Genomic DNA, 23805 nt, shown 5'->3' with positions numbered 1-23805 from the left:
GCGCTGACTCGAGGGAGTTCCGCCCATGTCCCCGAAGTTGGCCAGACCGCGCGTCCTTCTCGGCGCGCTCGCGGCATCCGCACTTGCCGTCACCGGTATCGCCACCGCCAGCACGGCGGCCCAGCCGGAGGCGGCAGGCCCGTCCGTGCGCGGCGCCGATTCCGCGAACGCCATCCCCGGCAGCTATCTCGTCGTCCTGGCCGGGCAGCGTTCCCAAGGCGAGACCCGCGCCACCAACCAGAGCCTGGCGACCAAGTACGAGGTCCAGGTCCGCAAGCAGTTCGACTCGTCCGTCAAGGGTTTCTCGGCGACCATGGACGCCGAGCAGGCCAAGAAGCTGGCCGGTGACAAGCGGGTCGCGTTCGTCCAGCAGAACCAGCGGATCAGCGTGAAGCAGGACGATCCGCCCTGGGGTCTGGACCGGATCGACCAGCGTGATCTGCCGCTGGACAAGAAGTACACTGCGGGCAGCACCGCCGAGAACGTGAACGTCTACGTGATCGACACCGGGATCTACGCGGCCCACAAGGACTTCGGCGGCCGGGCCGCGGTCGGCACCGACACGGTCGGCGACGGGCAGAACGGCGTCGACTGCATGGGCCACGGCAGCCATGTGGCCGGGACGATCGCCGGCACGACGTACGGCGTCGCCAAGGGCGCGAAGGTGTTCGGCGTCCGCGTCCTGGACTGCAAGGGCTCGGGGTCGACCGAGTCCGTGGTCGCGGGGATCGACTGGGTGACCAAGAACGCGAAGAAGCCGGCCGTGGTGAATATGAGCCTCGGCGGCCCGTCGGACGACGCGCTGGACGCGGCCGTGAAGGCGTCCACCGGTGCCGGGATCATCTACGCCGTTGCCGCTGGCAACGACAGCGCGGACGCCTGTACGACGTCGCCGGCGCGGGAGCCCTCAGCGATCACGGTCGGCGCCACCGATGACGCCGACAAGCGGGCCTCGTTCTCGAACTGGGGCAAGTGCGTCGACCTGTTCGGGCCGGGTGTCGACGTCCTGTCCGCCGGGATCACCGGGCCCGACGCGACCGACACGATGAGCGGTACGTCGATGGCCACGCCGCATGTGGCCGGTGCGATCGCGCTCTACCTGGCCGACCACCCGGAGGCCACACCGGCCGACGTGGCGACCGCGCTGCTCGGCGCTTCGACGCCGGACAAGGTGGGCGACCCGGGCACGGGCTCGCCGAACAAGCTGCTGTTCGCCGGAAAGGTCGACCCGGCGCAGCGCTGATCAGCTGACGACAGGGGCCCGGCCGGCTCGGCCGGGCCCTTTGCCGTCTCAGGCCGTCTGAACGATGTTGCCGCCGTTGACGGCGACGTTCACCGCGGGCAACGGAGTCTCGGCCGGACCGCTGACCGGAGCGCCGTCGGTGATGCTGAAATGGCTGTTGTGGAACGGGCAGATGATCTGACCGCCCTCCACCGAGCCGACCGGGTTACCCGCGTGCGTGCACACGGCCGAGAAACCCTTGTACTGACCGGCTGTCGGCTGGGTGACCACGACCTTCGCGTCGGTGAACACCTTGCCGCCGCCGACCGGTACGTCGGAGACCGGGCCGAGCACGGTACCGCCGGGCGCGCCGCTGGACGGCGGCGGCGTGCTAGCGCCCGTGGTCGGGGCCGAGCTGGTGCCGGTCGTCGGTGCGGAGCTGGACCCCGTCGTCGCCGGGCCGGAGCCCGCCGTCTCACCACCGCCGCAAGCGGCCAGGACAGCGGCGCCGCCGCCGGCCAGAGCGGCCATGGCCGCGCACCGGAGCACCGACCGCCGGTCGCGCAGCTCCGCGGCGGGCGCCGTCTCGGGTTGCCGGGTGGGTGGTGCCATCGTGTCATCGCTCATGAATCTGGACCTCCAAGAGCCTGCCGGACGAAATAGTTGAATGCTCTGCTTTCTACCCGACCCGGCCAAACCGGGGCGGTTACTGGACGAACGGCCTCGGCTCCCGAACGGTTCAATCCAGTGCTGGATTGAACCGTCATTTGAGACTTTTCGGCTCAGCCGGCGGTTCCGGTGACGGTCTCGACGACCCGGGCGGACAGATCCAGCACGGCGCGCCGGCTCTCGTCCTCGATCTGCTCGGCGTGCAACGGCCAGGCCTGGGCGATATGCGCGTCGTACGGGAGGACGAGCGGCTCCAGACCGCGCTGACGGAACGCGTCCATCAGCCAGCTGACCGAGCTGGGCTCGGCCGGCTCGACCATGGTGATCACGACGACGCCGCGGGTGAGGAGCACGTTCTGGCCGTCCGGGGTCAGCTGGTCGAGCTGCTGGAGGCAGTAGTTCGCCACGTGCTGCACGGACGGGATGACCAGGACGACGCAGTGCGCCGAGGAGGCCATCTCCATGCTGACCTCGTCGTACATGCTGCCTGGACAGTCGACCACAGCCAGGCCGACGTCCCGGGCGCCTTGGCCCTGGGCTTCGGCGAGGGCTTGGCGGACGGCGTCGGCCGTGCCTTCGCTGCGGACCAAACTGACCCGCTCGATCGGGCCCGCGCCGAGGGTGAGCTCGAGCCGGCGGGACAGCTCGGCGCCGCTCGGGTCGGCGTCGATCGTGACGACCCGGTCGGAGCGCTGGGCAGCGAGCATCATCGCGAGCAGCGCGCTGACCGTCGACGTACCGCCGTTCGTGACCGGGCTGAGGACGCCGACGCGACGCATGATCGCGATCGGGCGCCGGATGGTCGCGATGTTGTCGACGTCGCGCTGCATGCGGCCGGACGCGCCGACCAGATATGCCGCCTCGTTGGCGAACCGGCGGAAGCGTTTGAAGACCGAGTCACCTTCGGGCGCCCCGGGCTGAGCAGGCTGCTGCGTCGGTGCCGGGCCCCAGCCAGTGTTCTGCGGAGGCGGTGGAGCCTCCTGGTAGGGCGCCTGCCCCGGGTGCTGCTGCTGGTACGGCGGTGGCTGCTGCTGGTACTGGGGGTCGACGTACGGCTGCTGGTACGGCGGCGCAGGTGGCTGCTGCTCGTACGGCGGGTACTGCTGGTACGGCGGCGCGTACTGCTCGTAGGGCGCGGGCTGGTACGGCGGGACCTGGCCGGGAGGCGCGTACTGCTGCGGAGGCGGAGGAGGCGGCGGGTAGCCCTGCTGCGGCGGATACGGCTGCTGGGGGTACTGCTGCTCCGGGTACTGCTGCTGCGGCGGGTACGGCGGCGCAGGGGGTTGCTGCGGCGGGTACGGCGGAGGCGGCGGCTGCTGTTGGTACTGCTGCTGCTCCGGGTACTGCTGCTGGGGGTACGGCTGTTGCGGGTAGCCCTGCTGCGGCGGGTACTGCTGGTACTGATCCGGATACGGCTGCTGCTGGTACGGCGGCGGCGCGTACGGCTGCCCCTGCGGCGGTTGCTGGTGCACAGGCGGCTGCTGCGGCGGCACCTGGTCAGGTGTGGGCGCAGGCGGGCCTGGCCGTGCCTCCGTCATGGGCTGTTCGGCCGCTGGCGGAGTGTCGGTGCGGGACGGCTCTTCGGCTGGTGACTGCTCCGCCGACATCCGGCGCAGCATGTCACCCTGCCAATCAGATTCAGTCATTCCATCCGGTCGTCAGAATGCGTTCATGAGGTTGGAGTAGACGCCGAAGACACCCAGCGCCAGCGGGACCGTCACGATGATCGCGCCAACCTCAATGTAGTCGAGCAGTTGCGTCAGCCGGGCACGGACATGCTCCGCCGGTGCGAAACCGAGACCGAAGGCGCAGAACAGCGCCACCAGCACCAGCAGGCCCAGCGCGATGAACGCCCCGCCCTGACCGTTGACAGCGGCGATCAGCACACACCCGGAGACCACGGTGAAGGACGCCGCAAACAGCACGGACACCTCCTGCACCAGCGGGTACAGCCGCGACCGCGAGGCCAGCAGGAACGCCAGCACCAGCGCCAGCGCGACCGCCCACGGACCGCCCGCCTTCAGCAACATGATGCCCGCAACACCGGACGACACAGCGATCGGCACGGTCGCCAGCGCCAGCCCGATGTGGGCCGCGTTCAGCGCGCTCTGCACGTCACCGCGCATGATCTCCTGGCCAGCCGCGCGACGGTCGTCCAGACCGGACAGACCGGACAGCGCCAGTGCCATCCGCGGCAGCAGGCCGAGCAGCAGGACCGCGAGCAGCGCGGCCAGCGCACCGACCCGGTCCGCGGCCAGACCGGCCCCGACACCAATCATCCAGACCGCGACGAACAGCACCGAGGTCGCACCGGCGACCACACCGCCGCCGGCCAGGCCGGCAGCCGAGAAGAAGAACGGACCGAGGGCCAGACAGAGCGCACCGATCGCGACCGTCAGCCCGAGGCTCGCCCCGGCGTCCAGCGCCCAGAAGCCCACCGCGAGCGCCAGCAGCACAGTGGCGACGAAGACCAGCGGGATCGCGATCAGCTTGTTGCCGGACCGCCCGAGGGCGATACCGACGAACGCACCGATCGCCGCCAGCACCAGCAGGGCCGCCGCGGTGATCGGGGTCGGCGCCGCGACCAGCAGCGAGATCGCACCGGCCACCACCGAGAACACCAGGCCGGTCCCGGCCAGCACGCGGCGGTGCGCGGGCTTGAATGCCGCTCCGCGCCGCTTGAGGTCCTCGACGGCCTCCTCGGTGACGTCGTACACGGTCGGCGGCGGCGGCAACTCACCTTCGGAGGCCAGCCGCAGCACGGTGCCGTCGATGATCTGGGCGGACGCCAGCGTGCCCTCCGGCGGAACCAGCACACCGGTCGCCGTGGTCAGGAACCGCCGCTGCGGGGTCTGCTGCAGCGGCTCGTCCAGCATCCGGAGCAGATCCGGCAGCAGGACCCCCAGCGGCTCGTCCGCCGGCAGCACCGCATCCAGCCGACGGCGCTGACCGATCACCGTCACGCGGCTGTAGACGCTCATTTCTCTCCTGCTCCTGTCGGCAACAACTTCTGCATCACGTTTGCGTAGATCGTCCAGTCCGCGGGGTCCTGACCGTTGCCGATCGGGTACCAGAGCGCGGGGTTGTGGGCCGGGCCGATCGCCATCGCGTTCTTCACGCCCTCGACCTGCAGCAGGTCGGTGACGCTCTTCGTACCGACGGCCTCGTTCCCGGCCGCGATCCCCATCGGGGACGACATTCCGAGGAAGCGCGGCTGATACGTCCCGTCAGCCGCGCCGAACGCGCCGACCACCGCGGCGGAGATCAGCTCGTAGTCGTCGGCGACATCGTCGACGACCTGCCCGATCTCTTCCAGGCTGGGCTGCTCGAGCCCCGGCTGCGCGACGGACATCGTGATCGTCTCGTCGAGCCCGGACTCCGTCCGGCGGGTCTCCAGCGTGCCGACCGCGGGCTTGAACTCCGGCCCGGGCTGACCCGACAGCACCAGCCACGTCGGCGACGGAGCGCGGCCGCGGCAGTAGTCGGTCATGGCGGTCGGGTTCCACAGCTGGGTCACCGGCTCGGACGTCGACCAGCCGGACGGCCCACCGCCGGTCAGCCCGTTGAACAGCCGCTCCGCGACGCCGCCGAGGACCAGGCTGGCCACCGGCGCGTGCCGGACCCGAACCGTGAGCTGCAGGTGGCAGTGCGGGACCTCTTTGACGACGAAGTCCGGGTGCAGGTCCGAGGTCGGCTCGGCCTCCTCCCCCGGCTCTGCCGGCGTCCGGGCCAGGAACATTTCGCCGTTCCACTTCAGGCGGACGCCGTTCAGGCCGTCGAAGTACTCGCCGTCGTCGGTGGTGACCACCCAGCGCGAGAACATGCCGTTGAACAGCTTCGAGCGCACCGGGTAGGTCAGCCGGCTCGTCTTCGGCGTTACCAGCTGGATGTCGCGGGCCTCGACCTTGGCCGAGATCAGCGCGTCGCTGAGCCAGGCCGACATGCCGATCACGGGCCGGTCCTGCATGACGACCGCCACCTTCTCGGTGATCAGGTCGACGCCGGGACTGAATGTCAGGCTGTTGGGCATCTCAGGACTTCTCCTCGCCGCCGGCCGCCGCGATCCCGACACCTTCCGGTGTCCAGACCCGGCCGCCGAGCCGATCGATCAACGTCTGCGCGAACCGCTCCGCCAGCTCCCGGGCGCCGTCCGCGGCGGTGGCCCGGATCTCGACCCACCAGGCCGGCGTCTCGACGACGCCGACCGACACGCCGAGCATCCGCTCGACCTCGCCGGGCACCTGGATCAGCAGCGGCAGCTCGATCGAGACCAGCGGCTGGTCCTCGTCGTCGCACAACTGCACGACCGCGCCGCCGCTGACCGCGCGCACGCCCAGCTCGGCGCCCGCGGCCGCGAGCCCGGCGAGAACGTCCTCGCTGGCCGGGCGGCCGTCCACAAGAGCCACCAGGTCATACGTCATGGCGTCGTTCCTCCGCTGGTTCCGGTCGTGGGGACGGCGGCCGGCGCCGGGTCGGCCATCGCGGTCTGGACGAGCTGCGCGGCGTCGCCGCGCCGGACGAACATGCCGCGGCCGGGCGGGTAGTCGCCCGGGTAGGCGCCGGTGAACAGCTGCCCCTCGGCCCGGTCGCCGGACAGCACGAGCCCGGCCGCGCCGGTCTCCAGGACCGCCGACAGGAACGGCTCATACATCTGCCGGGACGCTCCGGAGGCGCGCCGCGTCACGATGAAGTGCAGCCGGATGTCGCGACCGGCCGCGATGTAGGGCAGGAACGGGTCCATCGGCGACTGCGAGCCCGCGGTCAGCAGGTCGTAGTCGTCGGCGACGATCACGATCCGCGGGCCGCCGAGGCCGCTCTCCGGGACCTTGCCGGTGTCGTCCGGCATCCGCTTCGCGAGCTCCTCGGACACACCGGCGGCCAGGCCCCCGGCGATCCGGCCGGTCGGCGCGTAGCCCCCGACGTACGCCTCGGGGACGTACTCGCGCAGGCCGCGCCGCGGGTCCATCACGGCGAAGACCAGCTCTTCGGACGCGTGCCGCTCGATCAGCTGCTGGATGACCAGGCGGACCATGTTGGTCTTGCCCGAGCCGCTATCGCCGAAGACGACCAGGTTGCTGTCACGACCGGCCAGATCCAGGTAGACGGGCGCCAGGGCGCGCTCGTCGACGCCGATCGGAACGACGGCCGGCTCGCGGATGTCGTCGCCGACCTGGTTGCGCGGCAGTTGCAGCGGCAGGATCCGGATCTGCGGCGCCGACGCTCCGTGCCAGGTGGAGCGCAGCTGAACCGCCTGGCCCTCCAGCACGTCGGACAGGTTCTCGTCCGAGAGGATGCCGTCGACCCGCGGCAGCGCGAGCTGGCCGAACAGCTTGCTGCCCGGGATCAGCATCCGGCCTGGACCGGTCTTGCGCAGCACCTCTTGCAGCCGCCGGTCGATGTTCGAGTCGGTCGGGTCGTTGAGCCGCAGCTCGAGCATCGTCCCGAACAGCGCCTGGCTCTGCATGCGGACGTCGTTCCAGCGCATCATGCCCGCGACGACGTGGACGCCGTAGCTGCTGCCACGCTGCAGGATGTCGCCGATCGGCTCCTCCAGCTCGTCGAACGTCGTCCGCAGGGCGCCGAAGTTGTCGACGACCAGTACGACGTCCGCGGTCGGCAGCTCGGGCAGCCGGCCGGCCGCGTGGTCTGAGCGCAGGGCCTCCATCGTGTCGATCCCGTGGTTGCGGAAGACCCGCTCCCGGTGGTCGATCATCGACCGGATCTCCTCGACGGTACGGCGTACTCGCTCACGGTCCGTGCGCAGCGCGACGCCGCCGACATGCGGCAGGTTGGCCAGCGCCTGCATACCGCCACCGGCCAGGTCGAGCGCGTAGATCGCCACCTCGGCCGGAGTGTGCGTGTGGGCCAGCGAGGTGACCAGCGTCCGCAGAGCGGTCGTCTTACCGGACTGCGGACCGCCGACGATCGCTACGTGTCCACCGGCCCGGGTCAGGTCCAGGCGGTAGACCTCCTGGCGCTGATGCGCCGGGTCGTCGATGACACCGATCGGCGGGTGCATCTGCGGCGGCCGGACAGACAGCTGCAGGCCGCGGCCGTCGACGAAGTCCGCGCGACCGCCGATGCCGTCCAGCGTGCAGGCGGCCGGCAGCGGCGGCAGCCAGATCTGCAGGACCGGCTGGGCCGCCTTGCGTACCTGGTCGACGAAAACGTTCAGAACCGTCGGACCGGTCGTCCGCTCGGTCGCCTTGACCTCCACCGGCTTCTGAGCGGCGATCTCCGACTCCAGCAGCTGGTACGGCACCAGCTCGTGCATCTGGAAGCCGTCGCCCTCGTCCTCGTCCACAACGGTTGCCGTCGGCGCGCTGTAGGCGCCGGACACGTAGGCCGCCTTGAACCGCTGGTAGACGCTGGTGTCGACCTTCAGGAAGCCGAAACCGGGCAGCGGCGGCAGGTGGAACGCATCCGGCGTGTTCAGCACGGTGCGGCTCTCCTCCTCGGAGAACGTCCGCAGACCGAGCCGGTAGGACAGGTAGGTGTCGAGACCGCGCAGTACGCCGGACTCGATCCGCTGGCTGGACAGCAGCAGGTGCACACCGATCGAACGGCCGATACGGCCGATCGACAGGAACAGGTCGATGAAGTCGGGCCGCTGGTTCAGCAGCTCGCCGAACTCGTCGATGATCACGAACAGGTGCGGCAGCGCCGGCATGTCCGGGCGCTGGGCCCGGTGCATCCGGTAGTCGGTGATGTTCGCGATGTTGCCGGCGTCCCGCAGGACCTGCTGGCGGCGCTGGACCTCACCGGCGAGGCTGGCGTACGCGCGCTCGATCATGCTCGCGTCGTCCTGCAGGTTGGTGATGATGCCGGCCACGTGCGGCACGCCCTCGAACGGCGCGAACGTCGCACCGCCCTTGAAGTCGACCAGCACCAGGGCCAGGTCGTCCGGGGTGTGCGTCGACAGCAGCGCGAGCACCATCGTCCGCAGTACTTCGGACTTACCGGAGCCGGTGGCGCCGATGATGAGGCCGTGCGGGCCCATACCGAGCTGGGCCGACTCCTTCAGGTCGATCAGCGTCGTCGCGCCGCTGTCGTCCACACCGAGCGGGACGCGGAGGAACTGCCGGTCCGGCCGCGGCTGCCACAGGCGGTTGAAGTCGAGCTGGGCGACGTCGTCGATGTTCAGCAGGCCCATGAAGTCGACGTTCTCCAGGGCGGCGTCCTCCTCGAGGGACTCCGCCGACAGGCGCAGTGAGGAGAGCTCGCGAGCGACGCCCTCGGCGACGGCGGCGTCCAGCCGGTCGACCTGGCCGCTGGCGGTCATCGGGTACTGGCCGCGCAGATCCTCGATGCGGACCTCGTCGCCGTACACGGTGATCCGCATGGTCACCTGGCTCGGCTCCTGCACCCGGTCCGCGACCAGGTGCAGGACGGTGACGCCCAGCTCCCCCGGCACGATCGAGTCGTCCGCCTGGGGGCGAACCTCCGATGCGACCTCGCCGTACGTGTCGTGCAGGACGAGCAGCCGCTGCGTGAGCCGGCGGCGGTCCTCGAAGTCCACCGAGCCGCGGCGCGACTCGGTCGCCCACTGCACGCGCTTGGCCAGGTCGCCGGACAGGATCTGCGCGAGCTTGTACGGGTTGTCGGCGATCCGGCGGAACGGGATCGGGCCCTGGCGGCGCTCCGGGTCCTGAACGTGCGGCAGCCAGCCCAGCCACTGCCAGTCCGCGAAAGCGGACGGCGGGTAGCAGGCGGCGAACTCGACGTCCTCGGGCGCGTGGAAGACCGCGGTCTGCACGAGCAGCGAGCGAGCCACCCGCACGACGCCCTCGCGGTCGCCGATGATGCTGACGTTGCCGACGTGGTCCAGCGGGATCGTCAGCGGCATGTCCGGGATCAGCGTGAACCGGCGGACCAGCGCGTTCGCCTCGGCCATCATGAACTGGTCCGGCGGCTCCATCGCCGAACCGGACTGGCCCACTACGGCCGGTACGACCGGCACCCGGCCGCTACCGCACCGCGGCTGCAGGAAGTCGCTGTCGGTCCGCCGCCGCTCCCACAGCCGGGAGACATCGGCCACGCAGTCCAGCAGGGCGTCCGGCGGCGGGTTCAGCTCGAGCGCCTCGGCACGGGCCTTGCGCTCCTGGCCCGAGAAGTCCTCGCGCAGGCGCTCCAGGTAGTCCAGGTACTGGGCGCGCTTCGACTTGCGCTCCTTGCCGCCCCGGCCACGACCGGCGAGCATGCCGACCAGCGATCCGAGCAGGGTGAGCACCAGGACGACGATGCCGATCATCACCATCGGGCCGGAGCGGCCCATCGTCATCATCGCCACCGAGCCCAGGCTGCCGACCATCGGCAGCAGCATCTGCGCCGCCTGGCCGCCGCCACCGCCGCCGCCTCCACCGCCGAGGCTCGGGGCGGGCTCGATGACTCGCTGCTGCTGTACCCCGGGGGCAGGTGTGCGCCGCGCCGGGCGGTGCACGATCCGGCTTGCCACTAAGGTTTCCTCCGCTGACCAGCCCGCGGTTGCGCGGGGGAACTCATACTTCTTACCGAACGGATGCCCGGCACACTGTAGTGGTGGGAGAGGTCATGGGATGACAGGCACGAGTGAGGCGCTCGATGTAGTTCAGGTAATCGCCGACCTGGCCCCGATCTGGCTGCCCGGCTGTGTGGTCGACACCACCGAGCAGACCGTCGAGGTGGGCTGGGGCCGCGGCGCCCTGCAGATGTCGGCCGTCGTCGGGGTCGGCGAGATCGTCGATCGTTGCCTACAGCTACCACAGGCCCGCTGGGCGGAACAGATCGAGGCCTGGCTGCGCGCCGTCGTCGCGGAGGGTGAGCTCGCCACCGAGGAACACCGGTACGGCGACGTCGGCGAACGGCAACGGGCGTTACTGGTCCAGCGCGGCTGGTCGGCGCGGACGGCGGGCCCGGTGGCCGACGCCTTGCTCCCGTTCGGCGACCACTTCGAGGTGGTGGTCTTCGTCCGGACCGGCGCCGAGCTGCGCCGGCTGACCGTCGTCCGGCGGTCGATGCTCGGGCTCGGCGACCCGGCGGCGCCGTCCCCGGTGCGCCTTACCCTCGACGACATCGCTGACCTGGAAGCGATCCCGTACCAGGGGTTCAGTATTCTCCGCCGGGACGGCGATCCGCTGGTGTCGATGGCGATCGTCGACCGGGAAAAGTTGTTGCCGCAGGCATCGCGGGGCGCCGGCGTCCTGGTCGGGGTGCCGCGGCTGAGCACGATCGCGTACTGCCCAGCGGACGCCGGGCAGCAGCGCGCGGACGCGTTGGCGCAGTGGATCGCCGAGTGCTACCGCGACGCGCCGGACCAGTGCTCCCCCGACCTGTACTGGCTGCAGGGCGATCATCTGGTGCAGGTCCCGGTGACGCTGGCGTCGCCGCCGTCCGCCGTCCTGCCGCCCGCGCTGAAGCCGCAGCCACGGCGTACGTGGCTGCGGCACCTGTTCGGGCGAGCGAACCGCTGGTGAGCTAGCTAGGGTCAGCGGCTGGGTTGCGGGCTGGCCGGGCCGGTGGTCTGGCTGGTGCCCGGCTGCTGCTGGTTCTGCTTGGCCATCGACGTCTTGAAGTAGCCGTAGCCGGCGAAACCCGCGCAGATGATCGCGGCCAGCATCACGCTGCCCAGGACCTTGCCGGTGTGCTCGTTCAGCGTGTTGCGGACCCGGTCGGATCCGAACAGCCACGCCTCGCGCAGCCGCCGGCGGCGAACGGCCACCGACTCGATGACCTGTGTGCCGTAGTTCCCCGACATCGGTTCAGCTCCTCGTTTCCGGCACCCAGCCGCGCCACTGCTCGGCGTACGGTGCGTCCATCGTCGTCCCCGGGGGGAAGACGTGCACACCATAGCCGGGCCGGTAGGCCGCGACGAGTTCATCGAGATCGTGGGTCAGCGCCATCCCGACCTCCGGACGGGCGGCGACCAGCCGGTCGAAGACCAGCCGGGCCTCGTGCCGCTGGACGGCCTCGTCACCGCCGAGCCAGATGTCGATCTCGATCTGGAAACCGTCGATCGCCTGGACGTCCTCGGGCGCCGGGTTCGGCTCGGCGTGCAGGTTAGGCTGGATCAGGTAGCCGAGCACGCCCTGGACGGTCTGCGCCGGGCCGCGCAGGCCGTACTGGTCCGGCCCCGCGCCGGAGGTGTCCGGGATCGGCTCGAGCCCGAGCACCTGGGCGAGGCTCTTGACCTCGTCCGGCACGCTCCAGCCCGCCAGCACGAAGATGTTCTCCCGCGCGGCCATCAGCTCTCCTTCACATACGTCACGAACCGGCCGTCGCCGAGAATCATGTGCACCTTCGCCGCCACCGTCTTCCCCGGCTGCCCGAGCGCCTTGCGGTACGCGCGCAACGCGTCCTCCTCGGTCAGGCCGACGTTCCGGCCGTCCACGACCACCTCGCCGTCCGGTGGCACCTGGTCGCTGGCGTCGTTGATGTTGCGCTTGGCCGCGTTCGCCGAGCCGCTGTTCAGCGTCTTGAACTCGGTGATCCGGCCCGGGTCCGCCGGATCCTGACGGACCATCGCTTCGGGGTTCTTCAGGTGCTGCTTGGTGTGGTCCTCTTCCCGCGCGTCCACCCGCCGGCCCTCGCCGTGCAGCCGATCGGCGATCGACCGCTCCTTCGGCAGGAACTTGCCGGCCTCGTCATGGACGCCGGGCGCGAACTGGTCGCCCAGCGCCTTGTGATGGAACGCCGGGTCGAACCCCGCTTTCGAGCTGACGCCGTACCGCGAGTCCCCCGGCGTCCAGTCGCCCGCTGCCGGGCCACCCTGCTGCTGCGGACTGTGGTGCTGCTCCGGAGCCTGCTGTTGCGGACTCTGCTGCTGCGGGCTCTCGTGTTGCGGGCTGTGCTGCTGCGGGCTCTGGTGTTGCGGAGCTGCGCCTTGCGGGGCCTGCGGGGGTTTGAGCTCGTCGGGCAGACCGTTGGGGAAGAAGTGGTCGAGATCGTCGACGTCGATCTGGTGGACGACGATCTTCTCGATCTTCGCCTGCCCCATGTGGTGGTCGAAACTCACCTTCGGGCTGACGCCGATCGTGATGTACCGCTGCTGGTCGGGGACGGCGACCTCACCTTCGGTCCCCTCCCCCTTCAGCCCCTTCCGCGACGTCAGCCCGCCCAGCGGCGCGCCCTTCCGCGTCATGACCTCCTTCACCACGCCGACCCGATCCGAGATCGTGGTGAACGACTGCGCCACCTTCGGATCGATCGACATGTGCTGGAACGCCCGCACCTGCTGCACCCCGCCCACCGGGAAGGTCTCCTTGACCCAGGCCATCAGGTCACTGGCCTTCGTCCCCTTCGGCGCCCGCACGCCCTGGTACAGCGTCCGCGGACTCGCCGGCGGCTCCGCCTTCCGCAGCGCCGCCTGGAACTGCCGCGCCGCCGTGATCGCCTCCGGCGTGATCCCGCTGCTCCCGTCCTTCAGCAGCTCCGGCAGGTCGTCGACCGAGTGGCCCTTGTGCATCGCCCGGTTGACGGTCGAGAACTGGCTCCCCGTCATCGTGTCGATCGCCTGAGCCTCCTCCGGCGTCACCCGCCGTCCGAAGTCCTCCGCATCCACGTCGTACCGGTGCTGGGCCGCCGGATCCAGCGTCCGATGCCGCTGCGCCGGCTGGAACCCGTAGTCCTCCGGGTAGAAGTCCGGCGTCGTATCCGCCTGCTTGGCCTCCGCATCCGCCCGACGGACGTCGTCCGCCGAAACCCGCTGCGTAGCATCAGCATCCGCCCGCCGGATGTCGTCGCCAGAGATCCGCTGGGTCGCCTCGGCATCAGCCCGACGGATGTCGTCCGCCGAAACCCGCTGCGTCGCGTCCGGATCCGCCCGATGCCCCGGACCGTCATTCAGGTCGCCAGTACGCCGACCAAACGGATCCGGCTGCTCAGCCCGCCCCGGCCGCTCCCAAACCGGAGCCTCCGGCTGACGAGGCGCACCAGGCTGCTGCTGAGCCTCAGGCTGACGCGGCTGCTGAGCCTCAGGCTGACGCGGGACATCAGGCTGCTGCCCCGCCCGCGCGTCGGCGTTCCGGATCGTCTCCGGCGAAACCCGCTGCGTCGCCTCCGGATCAACCCGCGACCCCGGCCCGTCGTTCAAATCACCCGTCTGCCGAGCAAACGGATCGGCCGGCTCAGCCTGCCGCTGCTGCGGCCGCTCCCACACCGGCTGCTCAGGCTGACGCGGCCCGTCGGGCTGACGCGGTGCTTCCGGCTGACGTGGTGCCTCTGGCTGGTGCGGGGCTTGCGGCTGCTCCGGTTGACGCGGGGCCTCAGGCTGCCGTGGCTGCTCCGGCGTACGCGGGGCCTCAGGCTGGTGCGGCTGCTCAGGCTGGCGCGGCGCGTCAGGCTGATGCGGCGCGTCCGGCTGCTGCCACTCGCGCCGAGTGATGCCCTCACCCGGCGTGCGACCTGGCGCAAGCCGATCAGCCAGCGACGACTGCCCGTCCAACGCATCGCGCACGGACTCCGGCGGACGCGGCTGCTCACCCAGACGCGAACCAACCGGCGACTCACCATCCAACGCATCCCGCACAGAACCCGCAGGCTGCTCCGGCGTCCGCGGCTGCTCACCCAGACGCGAACCAACCGGCGACTCACCGTCGAGGGCGTCTCGTACGGAGCTTGCGGAGTGCTCGGGTGGGCGCGGGGGTTGGTCGCCCAGGCGGGAGCTCAGGGCGGAATCGCCGTCCAGGGCGTTGCTGATCGACTCGGGGGTGCGGGTGGGCTGACCGAGGCGGTCTGCGACCGACTGCGGCGGGTGTGGTTCGGTGCGACCGGCCGCGGGGGCGTCGGCGTGCGGGGTGGGGCCGTCCAGGCGGGACGGGTCCCACTGGGGGGTTTCGCGCGCGGCGTACGGCTGGTCGGGGGTGCTGGTCTGTGCGGTCTGACGCTCCGGCGGGAGCGACCGCTGCGACGCCGGCGGCGTGTTCGCGCTCCGCGGCGTGCCCTCCCAGACACCACCGGGCTCGCGCACGCTGAAGTCGAGGTAGTCGAGGTGGCTCGCGACCGGCAGCTGGTTGCTGTGCTTGACCATGTCGCGCTGGATCGCGGCCCGCTGCTCGGGGCTCCCGTCCGGGAACTGCCGCGCGTTGGCCGACGGCTGCCCGTCGAGCCACTTCATGCTGCCGTCGGCATCGACGTACGCCGTGAAGCGGTGACCGCCGCCACCGGTGTAGTTGACGCCGATGTTGGCGTGCGTACCCGGCGGACGCCCCTGCAACGCGTCACGCACCTTCTGGAACGCCTGCTGGTCGAACTCGAAGCCTGCGGGCTGCGTGCGCGGGTCCCGCGCGTGCTTGTACCCGGGCGGCACGTCGTCGAGCCCCATCCACTCCAAGGTGGTGTCCGGGTTCTCACCGCTCTTGAACTTGTTGCCGGCCGGAAGCCGCGGCGGCTCGCCGTTGAAGATCTCGCACACCGCGCGCGAGACATCCGGGCAGTTCATGCCGTAGTGCAGCGATTTGCCGTTGTCCGGGTTGAGCTTGTGCACCCAGTCCGGCACGTTCCGCACCGGATCGTCGCCGACCTTGTTCACCAGCTCCCCCGCCCGCGGATCCATCGGGTCGGGCTTGATGTGGTTGAACCCGTCGACATCCGAACGCAACTTGTTCGGCACCGGCTGAGCGGACTCCGGCTTCATCTGGTCGAGCAACTTCTGGCGCTCGAGCGGGCTGTCGTACTTCGGGTCGTTACCCGCGTCGTACGTCCGGTTCGGGTCGCGGCGCGGGGTCGGGGTGTCCGTCCCGTGCGTGTAGAAGCGCGGGTCGTCCGGGCGCTGGTTCGGGTTGTACCCCGGCTCCCGCCCGGCCGGCGGCGTGTCGTTCAGGCCGCTCGGATCGCGGTAGTCCGGCCGCGCCGGGTCCGGGAACCGCTGCCCGTCGTCAACCCGCCGCCCAGTCAGCGGATCCCGCTCCGGCGTCCGCCCGTTCCCCGGCGTCCCGTCCGCATCCGCCGCCCGACCAGCCTCCGGAGCCCGGTTGGTGTCAGGCGTCCGGTTCGTGTCCGCTGCCCGGTTCGTGTCGGCCGCGCGGTTGGTGTCCGGCGTACGTCCGGCGTCGGGCGTACGGTCGCCGTCGGGTGTCCGAGGCGCGTCGGGCGTGCGACCGGCGTCGGCGGCGCGGTTCGGTGGGACGCCGTCGAGGCGCTCACCGATCGTCGGCTGCTTCCCGTCGAGCCGATCCGCAATCGACTGCCGCGGGGTCGGCGGAACCGGGTCACCAGCCAGCCGCTCCCCAATCGTCGGCTGCTTCCCATCCAGCCGATCCGCAATCGACTGCCGGCCACTCCCCGGCGAGTTCCCATCAGCCGCCCGCTGCCCGTCAGGCGTCCGATCACCATCGGGTGTGCGGTCGCCACCAGGCGTCCGCTCCGCGTCAGGCGTCCGGTCTCCATTAGGCGACCGCTGCCCATCAGGCGTACGGTCCGCGTCGGGCGTGCGCCGGCCATCCGGTGTCCGGTCGCCACCAGGTGTCTGGTCGGCATCGGGCGTGCGGTCCGCATCGGGCGTACGGCCGGTCTCGGGGGCGCGGTCGCCGTCAGGCGTGCGCTGGCCATCCGGTGTCCGATCACCTTCCGGTGTGCGGTCGGCATCCGGCGTACGGTCCGCGTCAGGCGCGCGGTCGCCGCCTGGTGTGCGGTCCGAGTCGGGCGTGCGCCGGCCATCCGGCGTACGGCCGGTCTCCGGCGTGCGGTCGCCGTCAGGCTTGCGCTGGCCGTCCGGCGTACGGTCCGCGCCGGGGGTGCGGGTGGGGGTGGCTGAGGGGTTGGAGGGGACGCCGTCGAGGCGTTCGCTGATGGTGGGCTGTTTGCCGTCCAGGCGGTCGGCGATGGACTGGCGTGGTGTGGGGGCGACCGGGTCGCCGGACAGGCGCTGGGAGATGGTCGGCTGCTTGCCGTCGAGGCGGTCGCCGATGGTCTGCCGGGAGGTGCCTGGGGTGTTCGGGGTGCCGGTGCCCGGGGTGTTGGGGGCGCCTGGGGTGTGGGGTACGCCGGGGTGGACCGGGGGCATCATCGGCGCGACGACGGGGTCGGCCGCGCGTGCTGCCGGGGCGACGTCGGGCGTGGGTGTGCCGGGGGTGTTGGGCGTGCCGGTGCCAGGCGTGTGCGGGGTACCGGTGCCAGGAACGTTGGGGGTGCCCGTTCCCGGGATGTTCGGGGTGCCGGTGCCAGGGGGGTTCGGGGTGCCGGTGCCCGGAGTGTGGGGGGTGCCGGTACCGGGGATGTTCGGGGTGCCGGTGCCTTGGGTGCCTGTTCCCGGGGTGTGGGGTGTGCCGGTACCCGGCGTCGGCGTGTTGTCGATCGACCGCAGCTCGCCAGGGGTTCCCGGGCTGTTCGGGGTATTTGGCGTCCCCGGGCTGTTCGGGGTGTTCGGGGTGTTGGGCGTCCCTGGCGCGTTCGGCGTCCCCGGGCTGTTCGGGGTGTTCGGGGTGTTCGGCGTACCTGGAGCGTTCGGAGTGCCCGGTGCGTTCGGCGTGTTCGGAGTACCGGGCGCGTTCGGCGTGCCCGGGGTCCCAGGCGAGTCGGGTGTACCCGGGGTGTTCGGCGTGCCAGGCGCGTTCGGGGTATTCGGAGTACCCGGAGCGTTCGGCGTACCCGGCGCATTCGGGGTGCCGGGCGCGTTCGGGGTGCCGGGCGCGTTCGGGGTGCCGGGCGCGTTCGGGGTGTTCGGAGTACCCGGAGTGTTCGGGGTGCCAGGCGCATTCGGAGTACCCGGCGTGTTTGGCGTGTGCGGCGTTCCCGGGGTGTGCGGGATGTCGGGGGTGTTCGGGGTGTGGGGGATGCTCGGGGTGCTCGGGGTGTCCAGGGAGGGGGTGTCGGCGCGCATGGTCGGGGTGTGACCGGCGCTGGGGACGTCGACCTTGGGGACCTGGACCTTGAAGTTCTCGCCGACGATCGGGATCTTCGCGGCCTGGTCGAGGACGTTCTTGACCGTGGGGATCTTGGCCGCGACGTTCAGGCCCTTGTCGATCAGGCCGGCCTTGAGCGCGCCGACCTTGTCCGTCACGGCGACGGCCTTGAGCGCCAGCCCGCTGGCCGCGCCGAACTTGCCGGCCATTGCGGCGCCCTTGACCGCGCCGCCGACGCCGCCGGTGGCGACGGTGGTGACGATGTTGGTCAGCGTCATGCCCAGCGCCTTGCCCGGGTTCTTCGACCACTCGTCCCAGGCGACGATGCCCTTCAGCATGGCGACGCCGGACTCGCCGAGCTCCTTGACGAACTGCGGCCGGGTGTCCAGGCCGGTGAGTTTGTCGAAACCCCACCAGGCCCATTCGACCGGTGCGTACACAAGGTGGGCGCCGAGTTGCGCGACACCCTTCCAGGCGTTGCCGGCGTCCTTCCAGGTGGGCAGCTCCCAGCCCCACAGGTTGTCCTTGACCCACTTCTCGGCACCGGGGAACGAGGCGATGATGGGCAACACCGGGATGAGTGTCAGGATGCCCTCGACCGCCTCGGCCAGGCACTGGACGACGCCGAGCAGGACGTTGCCGACGAAGTCGATGGTGTCCTCGTACCAGGGCTTGTCGCGCTCCTCGTGCTTACCCCACGGGTCCTCCGGCGGCTCGCCCTCCTGCTGCTTCTGCTCCTTGGGCTGCTCGCCCTCGCGCAGGCCGGTCTTCGGGTCCCAGGCCTTGCCGCCGTGCAGTTTGACGATGTCGCTGGCGACCGCGAAGCACAGGTTCGGCAGGTGCTCCTTCATGATCTTGTTGACGTCGTCAACCATCCTGTTGCTCTGGTTGACCATGTCTTCTTTTTTGCGCCAGTCCGGATCGGCTTTCATCTTCGCCGTCCACTCGATCGCCTCGCGCCGGATCTGGCGGAGCCGGTCGAGGTGCCCCTTGGTCTCCCGGGCGAGCCGGTCCAGGTGCCCGGCCATCGGGGGCAGGCTGCGGCCGAACTCGCCGAGGTTCTTCTGCACCTTCTGGGTGGAGTGGATCAGCAGGTCCCGCTCCGGCGCCTGGTAGCAGCCCTCGAGACGGCCGAACGTACTGTGCACGTTGTTACCCACGTCGACGATCGGCTGACCGAGGTCGCGCATCGGCCCGACGTTCAGCTCGAGCGACTCCACCAGGTGGTGCAACGGCGCGATCGGGATGCCATCGGGCTTGATCATGTCAGTTCGTTCCTCGGTCCCACGGGGTCAACAGGGTCATCCGGTACGTCGGTGCAGGGGTCAGGTCAGGCCCGCGCGGCGGCGATCGCGTCCTCGAGCGTCGTCTGGCTCGGCGCGAACACGCTGATCCCGCGGTCGGCGACCAGGTAGATCTGGTTGGCGTAGCCGGGCGGGACGAACAGCAGGAACTCGTCCTGCGGCCGTGCGTCCCAGCCGGCCAGATCCTCCGGTGTGGCGGCGTACTCCGGATCGTCGGGCGATTGCGCGGTCAGCCATTCGGCCAGCCGCGCCCGAGCCGCTTCGATCGCCGGGTCCGCAGCCGGCTGCACCGCGGACGGTGGTGGCGGGGGCTGGGTCTGCTGGGACAGGTCGGCGCCGTACTGCTCGTCGCTCATAGGGCCCGCGCCCGTCCCTGGCTGGCCGTCCCCGGGACGACGCCGTTACCGGCGGCGCGCTGGGCGTTGGCGGCCATCTCGGTCTGGCCGGCGTTGTAGGCCTTGACCGCGTTGGTCGCGCCGGTCAGCGACGCCTCGACCTGCGTCGCCGCTGCCTGGATGATCGGCTGCCAGTGCGCGCCGTACTCGCTGACGGCGACCGCGACCACCGTGAAGATGTCCCACTTCAGGGCGACGGTCACGTTGTTCAGCCGGTCGTTGTACGACTTCGAGTGCGCGTTGAACGGCTCGACCGCGGTCGCGGTCTTCTGCAGCACGTCGCTCACGGCGGCCACGTCGATATTCCACTTGGCTGTCACGTAGTACTCCTCGGATCCCCCGGGCGTCCCCCGGCACGACCACGGACCCGGACGGGTCCGCGCGCGGTCCGTCCGGGCCCAGGCCTAACAGTGTGGTGCGACAGTGGCGGTCAGCCGTTGATACCGGAGACGGCGCTGCTCGCCTTGGCGATCGTCTCCGACGCGGTGGCGTCGTTGGACTTCATGACGCCCTCGAGCGACTTGATCAGCGCCAGCGTCGCGTCGGCGGCCTTGTTGAACCGGCCCTCGACCGCGCGGTACTCGTCGGTGACCTTGGTCGCCGAGGCGTCCGCGAGCGCGGCCGCGACGTTCTTCTTGTGGCCCTCGATCAGGGTGGTGATCTGCGCCGCGAGACCGGACAGGTTCGACTGGACCTGGCCGGAGGCGCCGCTGTCATAGGCGTTGGTGTTCGACATCGTCGTCTCCGCTCTCAGCTGTTTCCGAACTTGGCCGCGTTGAAGTCCGCGGCGCCCTGGGCCTTCTTCGCGTTCTGCGCGAGGTTCTGCTCACCTTCGCGGAACGCGGCGTCCATCCCGGACTGACCCTTGTTGATCGCGGCGAGACCGGCGTTCAGGTCCGCGGCGATGCCGTCGACGTTGGCCTTGAACGAGTCGAACATCTGCTTACCGGCACCGCTCATCTGGCCCTCCAGCGGCTGCGCCGCAGCGACCAGCCGCTTCACCAGCCCACCGAGGTCCTGGGTGTTGTTACCCGTCTTCTTGGCCAGATCACTCAGGGTGTCCGTGCCCATTTTCCAACGGTCGCCGCCCACTGTTTCTCCTTCGATCGGTTTCGTGCCGCACCGCAACGATAGACGCCCGCGCGGGTCATCCGGTTCCGCCGGGCGCACGTTGGCAAAGGCAACAAAAACAGCCCCCGCCATCGACGTGGATGGGGAGGGCTGTTTCGCGGACGACGGCCGTCGCCGGCCCGGGGATCGGCCCACGGCGCGACCGAGCCGGGAGGTCAGCCCGCGGCGCGTTTCCGGGCAGATGTCTTCGCGGTTGCCTTCTTGGCGGCTGTCTTCTTCGCCGGGGCCGCGGCCTTCTTGGCCGCTGCCTTCTTGGCCGGCGCCTTCTTCACCGCGGGTTTCTTGACCGGCGCGGCGACCCTCGCGCTGGGCTTGGCGGCCCGCCCGGCCAGGATCTCGCGCAGGAACTCACCGGTGTACGACGCCGGGTTGGCGGCGATCTCCTCCGGCGTGCCCTCACCGACCAGCGTGCCGCCCTTGCGGCCGCCGTCCGGACCGAGGTCGATGATCCAGTCGGCGGTCTTGATCACGTCGAGGTTGTGCTCGATGACCAGCACGGAGTTGCCCTTGTCGACCAGGCCGCCGAGGACGCCGAGCAGTTTGCGGATGTCCTCGAAGTGCAGACCGGTGGTCGGCTCGTCCAGGACGTAGACCGTGCGGCCGGTGGAGCGGCGCTGCAGCTCGGAGGCGAGTTTCACCCGCTGCGCCTCACCGCCGGACAGCGTCGGCGCCGGCTGCCCGAGCCGCACGTACCCGAGGCCGACCTCGACCAGGGTGGTCAGATGCCGCGAGATCGCCGGGATCGCGGCGAAGAACTCCGCGGCCTCCTCGATCGGCATGTCCAGCACGTCGGCGACGGTCTTGCCCTTGTAGTGCACCTCGAGCGTCTCGCGGTTGTACCGCGCGCCGTGGCACACCTCGCACGGGACGTACACGTCGGGCAGGAAGTTCATCTCGATCTTCAGCGTGCCGTCACCGGAGCAGGCCTCGCAGCGGCCGCCCTTGACGTTGAACGAGAACCGCCCCTGCAGATACCCGCGGACCTTCGCCTCGGGGGTCTCGGCGAACAGCTTGCGGACGTGGTCCCAGACGCCGGTGTACGTCGCCGGGTTCGACCGCGGCGTGCGCCCGATCGGCGACTGGTCGACGTGGATGACCTTGTCGACCTGGTCCATCCCGGAGATCTTGGTGTGCCGCCCGGGGACCGCGCGGGCGCCGTAGATCTGCCGCGCCAGCGAGGTGTAGAGGATGTCGTTGACCAGCGTCGACTTCCCCGAGCCGGAGACCCCGGTGACCGCGACGAACACGCCGAGCGGGATCGAGACGTCGATGTCCTGCAGGTTGTTCTGGCGGGCGCCGTACACCTTCAGCTCGCGGCCTTCGGTGAGCGGCCGGCGGACGGCGGGGATCGGGATCTCCCGGCGGCCGGACACGTACTGCCCGGTGATCGAGTCGGGGTGGTTGCGCAGGTCTTCGACCGTGCCGGAGACGACGACCTGACCGCCGTGCTCCCCCGCGCCCGGCCCGATGTCGACCACCCAGTCGGCGGCGTCGATGGTGTCCTCGTCGTGTTCGACCACGATCAGCGTGTTGCCGAGGTCCTTGAGCCGGACGAGCGTGTCGATCAGCCGCCGGTTGTCGCGCTGGTGCAACCCGATCGACGGCTCGTCGAGGACGTACAGGACGCCGACCAGCCCGGAGCCGATCTGGGTCGCCAGCCGGATCCGCTGCGCCTCGCCGCCGGACAGCGAGCCGGCCGGCCGGCTGAGCTGCAGGTAGTCCAGGCCGACGTCGAGCAGGAACCGCAGCCGCTCGCCGATCTCCTTCACGACCCGCTCGGCGATCTGCCGCTCGCGCGCGGTCAGCTCCATGTCGCGCAGGAAGCCGTGCACCTCGTCGATCGACATCGCGCTGACCTCGGCGATGTTCTTGCCGCCCAGCGTCACGGCCAGCGAGATCGGCTTCAGCCGGGCGCCGTTACAGGCCAGGCACGGGACCTCGCGCATGTATTCCTCGAAGCGCTCCCGGCCGGTGTCGCTGGACGCCTCGGCGTGCCGGCGCTCGACGTACGGGATGACGCCTTCGAAGGTCGTGTAGTAGGACCGCTCGCGGCCGTAGCGGTTCTGGTAGGAGACGTGAACCTGTTTGTCGTGCCCGGTCAGCAGCGACTTCTTCGCCTTCGCGGGCAGCTCGGCGAACGGCGTCGTCGTCTTGATCTTGAGATCTTTGGCCAGGGCGGCCAGCAGGCGCTCGAAGTACTGCGAGACGTTCGCCCCGGACCACGGCTGGATGGCGCCCTCGTCGAGCGATTTCTCCGGGTCGGGGACGAGCAGCTCCGGGTCGACCTCCATCCGGGTGCCGAGACCGGAGCAGACCGGGCAGGCGCCGTACGGCGAGTTGAACGAGAACGACCGCGGCTCCAGCTCGTCGATCTGCAGCGGGTGGTCGTTCGGGCAGGCGAGCTTCTCGGAGAAGCGGCGCTCGCGGCCCGGGTCCTTCGCGTCGAGGTCGACGAAGTCGAGCACGACCAGGCCGCTGGCGAGCCCGAGCGCGGTCTCGACCGAGTCGGTCAGCCGCTGCTTGGCCGAGCTCTTCACCGCGAGCCGGTCGACGACGACCTCGATCGTGTGCTTCTTCTGCTTGTCGAGTTTCGGCGGCTCGGTGAGCTGGATGATCTCGCCGTCGACCCGGGCGCGGGCGAAGCCCTGGCCGCTGAGCTGGCGGAAGAGGTCGACGTACTCGCCCTTGCGGCCGCGGACGACCGGGGCGAGCACCTGGAAGCGGACGCCGTCCTCCAGCTCGAGGACGCGGTCGACGATCTGCTGCGGGGTCTGGCGCGCGATCGCCTCGCCGCACTCCGGACAGTGTGGCCGGCCGGCCCGGGCGAACAGCAGCCGCAGGTAGTCGTAGACCTCGGTGATCGTGCCGACCGTGGAGCGCGGGTTCCGCGAGGTGGACTTCTGGTCGATCGAGACGGCCGGCGACAGCCCCTCGATGAAGTCGACATCGGGTTTGTCCATCTGGCCGAGGAACTGCCGGGCGTAGGCCGACAGCGACTCGACGTAGCGCCGCTGGCCCTCGGCGAAGATGGTGTCGAAGGCCAGGCTGGACTTCCCGGACCCGGACAGCCCGGTGAAGACGATCATGGCGTCCCGGGGCAGGTCGACCGAGACGTCCTTCAGGTTGTGTTCGCGTGCTCCGCGCACGATCAAACGGTCAGACACAAGCTCACTCACAGCCGTTCTCGAGGGGTATCCGGGACATGCCCGGTCATGCTAACGAGGGCCACCGACAAAAACTTCCAGCTGCCGAGCGGAGCAACTGTTTCG

The 23805-nt window shown here is 70.5% G+C and carries 16 protein-coding genes; 2 read left to right on the top strand and 14 right to left on the bottom strand.

Translation table 11 applies throughout. The features are described from left to right. Window positions 1-25 precede the first annotated feature (25 nt). Window positions 26-1243, top strand: a complete 1218-nt coding sequence (locus HPO96_RS10370; protein ID WP_171673138.1) for a S8 family peptidase — start codon at window positions 26-28, stop codon at window positions 1241-1243. A 48-nt stretch (window positions 1244-1291) separates the two neighbouring features. Here HPO96_RS10370 and HPO96_RS10365 read toward each other — a convergent pair whose 3' ends face one another. The 6 genes from HPO96_RS10365 to eccCa form a co-directional block, all read right to left on the bottom strand. Continuing rightward, the gene (locus tag HPO96_RS10365) at window positions 1292-1849 is read right to left on the bottom strand and encodes a Rieske (2Fe-2S) protein (protein WP_238354952.1); all 558 of its coding nucleotides are present in this window, start codon (window positions 1847-1849) and stop codon (window positions 1292-1294) included. Window positions 1850-2004: 155 nt separating this feature from the next. Next, window positions 2005-3537 carry a MinD/ParA family ATP-binding protein gene (locus HPO96_RS39025; RefSeq protein WP_171673137.1) on the bottom strand — a complete coding sequence of 511 codons (1533 nt, stop codon included), beginning with the start codon at window positions 3535-3537 and terminating at the stop codon, window positions 2005-2007. 12 nt (window positions 3538-3549) lie between these two features. Then, window positions 3550-4872: an EsaB/YukD family protein gene (locus HPO96_RS10355; protein WP_171673136.1), complete on the bottom strand. Its 1323-nt coding sequence runs from the start codon at window positions 4870-4872 to the stop codon at window positions 3550-3552. Further along, complete coding sequence (locus HPO96_RS10350) at window positions 4869-5921, bottom strand: DUF6177 family protein (protein WP_171673135.1); 1053 nt, start codon at window positions 5919-5921, stop codon at window positions 4869-4871. Before HPO96_RS10350 ends, HPO96_RS10355 begins: the two co-directional genes overlap by 4 nt. 1 nt (window position 5922) lies before the next feature. After that, window positions 5923-6312: a hypothetical protein gene (locus HPO96_RS10345; RefSeq protein WP_171673134.1), complete on the bottom strand. Its 390-nt coding sequence runs from the start codon at window positions 6310-6312 to the stop codon at window positions 5923-5925. Next, window positions 6309-10346 (bottom strand): type VII secretion protein EccCa, encoded by a 4038-nt coding sequence (gene eccCa, locus HPO96_RS10340; protein ID WP_171673133.1) that lies wholly within the window; start codon window positions 10344-10346, stop codon window positions 6309-6311. The genes HPO96_RS10345 and eccCa overlap by 4 nt, the downstream gene beginning before the upstream one ends. 100 nt (window positions 10347-10446) lie before the next feature. Here eccCa and HPO96_RS10335 point away from each other — a divergent pair, with 100 nt between their 5' ends. Then, window positions 10447-11343, top strand: coding sequence for a hypothetical protein (locus tag HPO96_RS10335; protein WP_171673132.1), 897 nt, complete (start codon window positions 10447-10449; stop codon window positions 11341-11343). 11 nt (window positions 11344-11354) lie between these two features. Here HPO96_RS10335 and HPO96_RS10330 read toward each other — a convergent pair whose 3' ends face one another. The 8 genes from HPO96_RS10330 to uvrA form a co-directional block, all read right to left on the bottom strand. Then, window positions 11355-11624 carry a hypothetical protein gene (locus tag HPO96_RS10330; protein ID WP_171673131.1) on the bottom strand — a complete coding sequence of 90 codons (270 nt, stop codon included), beginning with the start codon at window positions 11622-11624 and terminating at the stop codon, window positions 11355-11357. 4 nt (window positions 11625-11628) lie between these two features. After that, complete coding sequence (locus HPO96_RS10325; RefSeq protein WP_171673130.1) at window positions 11629-12111, bottom strand: hypothetical protein; 483 nt, start codon at window positions 12109-12111, stop codon at window positions 11629-11631. Further along, window positions 12111-18971, bottom strand: coding sequence for a toxin glutamine deamidase domain-containing protein (locus HPO96_RS39020; protein ID WP_171673129.1), 6861 nt, complete (start codon window positions 18969-18971; stop codon window positions 12111-12113). Before HPO96_RS39020 ends, HPO96_RS10325 begins: the two co-directional genes overlap by 1 nt. 65 nt (window positions 18972-19036) lie before the next feature. Then, on the bottom strand, window positions 19037-19366 hold the full coding sequence (locus HPO96_RS10315) for a hypothetical protein (RefSeq protein WP_171673128.1): 330 nt from the start codon (window positions 19364-19366) through the stop codon (window positions 19037-19039). Beyond that, on the bottom strand, window positions 19363-19725 hold the full coding sequence (locus tag HPO96_RS10310; protein WP_171673127.1) for a DUF6507 family protein: 363 nt from the start codon (window positions 19723-19725) through the stop codon (window positions 19363-19365). The genes HPO96_RS10315 and HPO96_RS10310 overlap by 4 nt, the downstream gene beginning before the upstream one ends. Before the next feature lie 110 nt (window positions 19726-19835). Further along, window positions 19836-20141: a hypothetical protein gene (locus HPO96_RS10305; RefSeq protein ID WP_171673126.1), complete on the bottom strand. Its 306-nt coding sequence runs from the start codon at window positions 20139-20141 to the stop codon at window positions 19836-19838. A gap of 14 nt (window positions 20142-20155) precedes the next feature. Beyond that, window positions 20156-20476 (bottom strand): hypothetical protein, encoded by a 321-nt coding sequence (locus tag HPO96_RS10300; RefSeq protein WP_171673125.1) that lies wholly within the window; start codon window positions 20474-20476, stop codon window positions 20156-20158. A gap of 215 nt (window positions 20477-20691) precedes the next feature. Beyond that, window positions 20692-23700, bottom strand: coding sequence for an excinuclease ABC subunit UvrA (uvrA, locus tag HPO96_RS10295; RefSeq protein WP_171673124.1), 3009 nt, complete (start codon window positions 23698-23700; stop codon window positions 20692-20694). Between the last annotated feature and the right edge of the window lie 105 nt (window positions 23701-23805).

It is taken from the genome of Kribbella sandramycini, from assembly GCF_013131805.1.
GTDB lineage: Bacteria > Actinomycetota > Actinomycetes > Propionibacteriales > Kribbellaceae > Kribbella > Kribbella sandramycini.
This window is presented reverse-complemented; position numbering and strand designations above follow the sequence as displayed.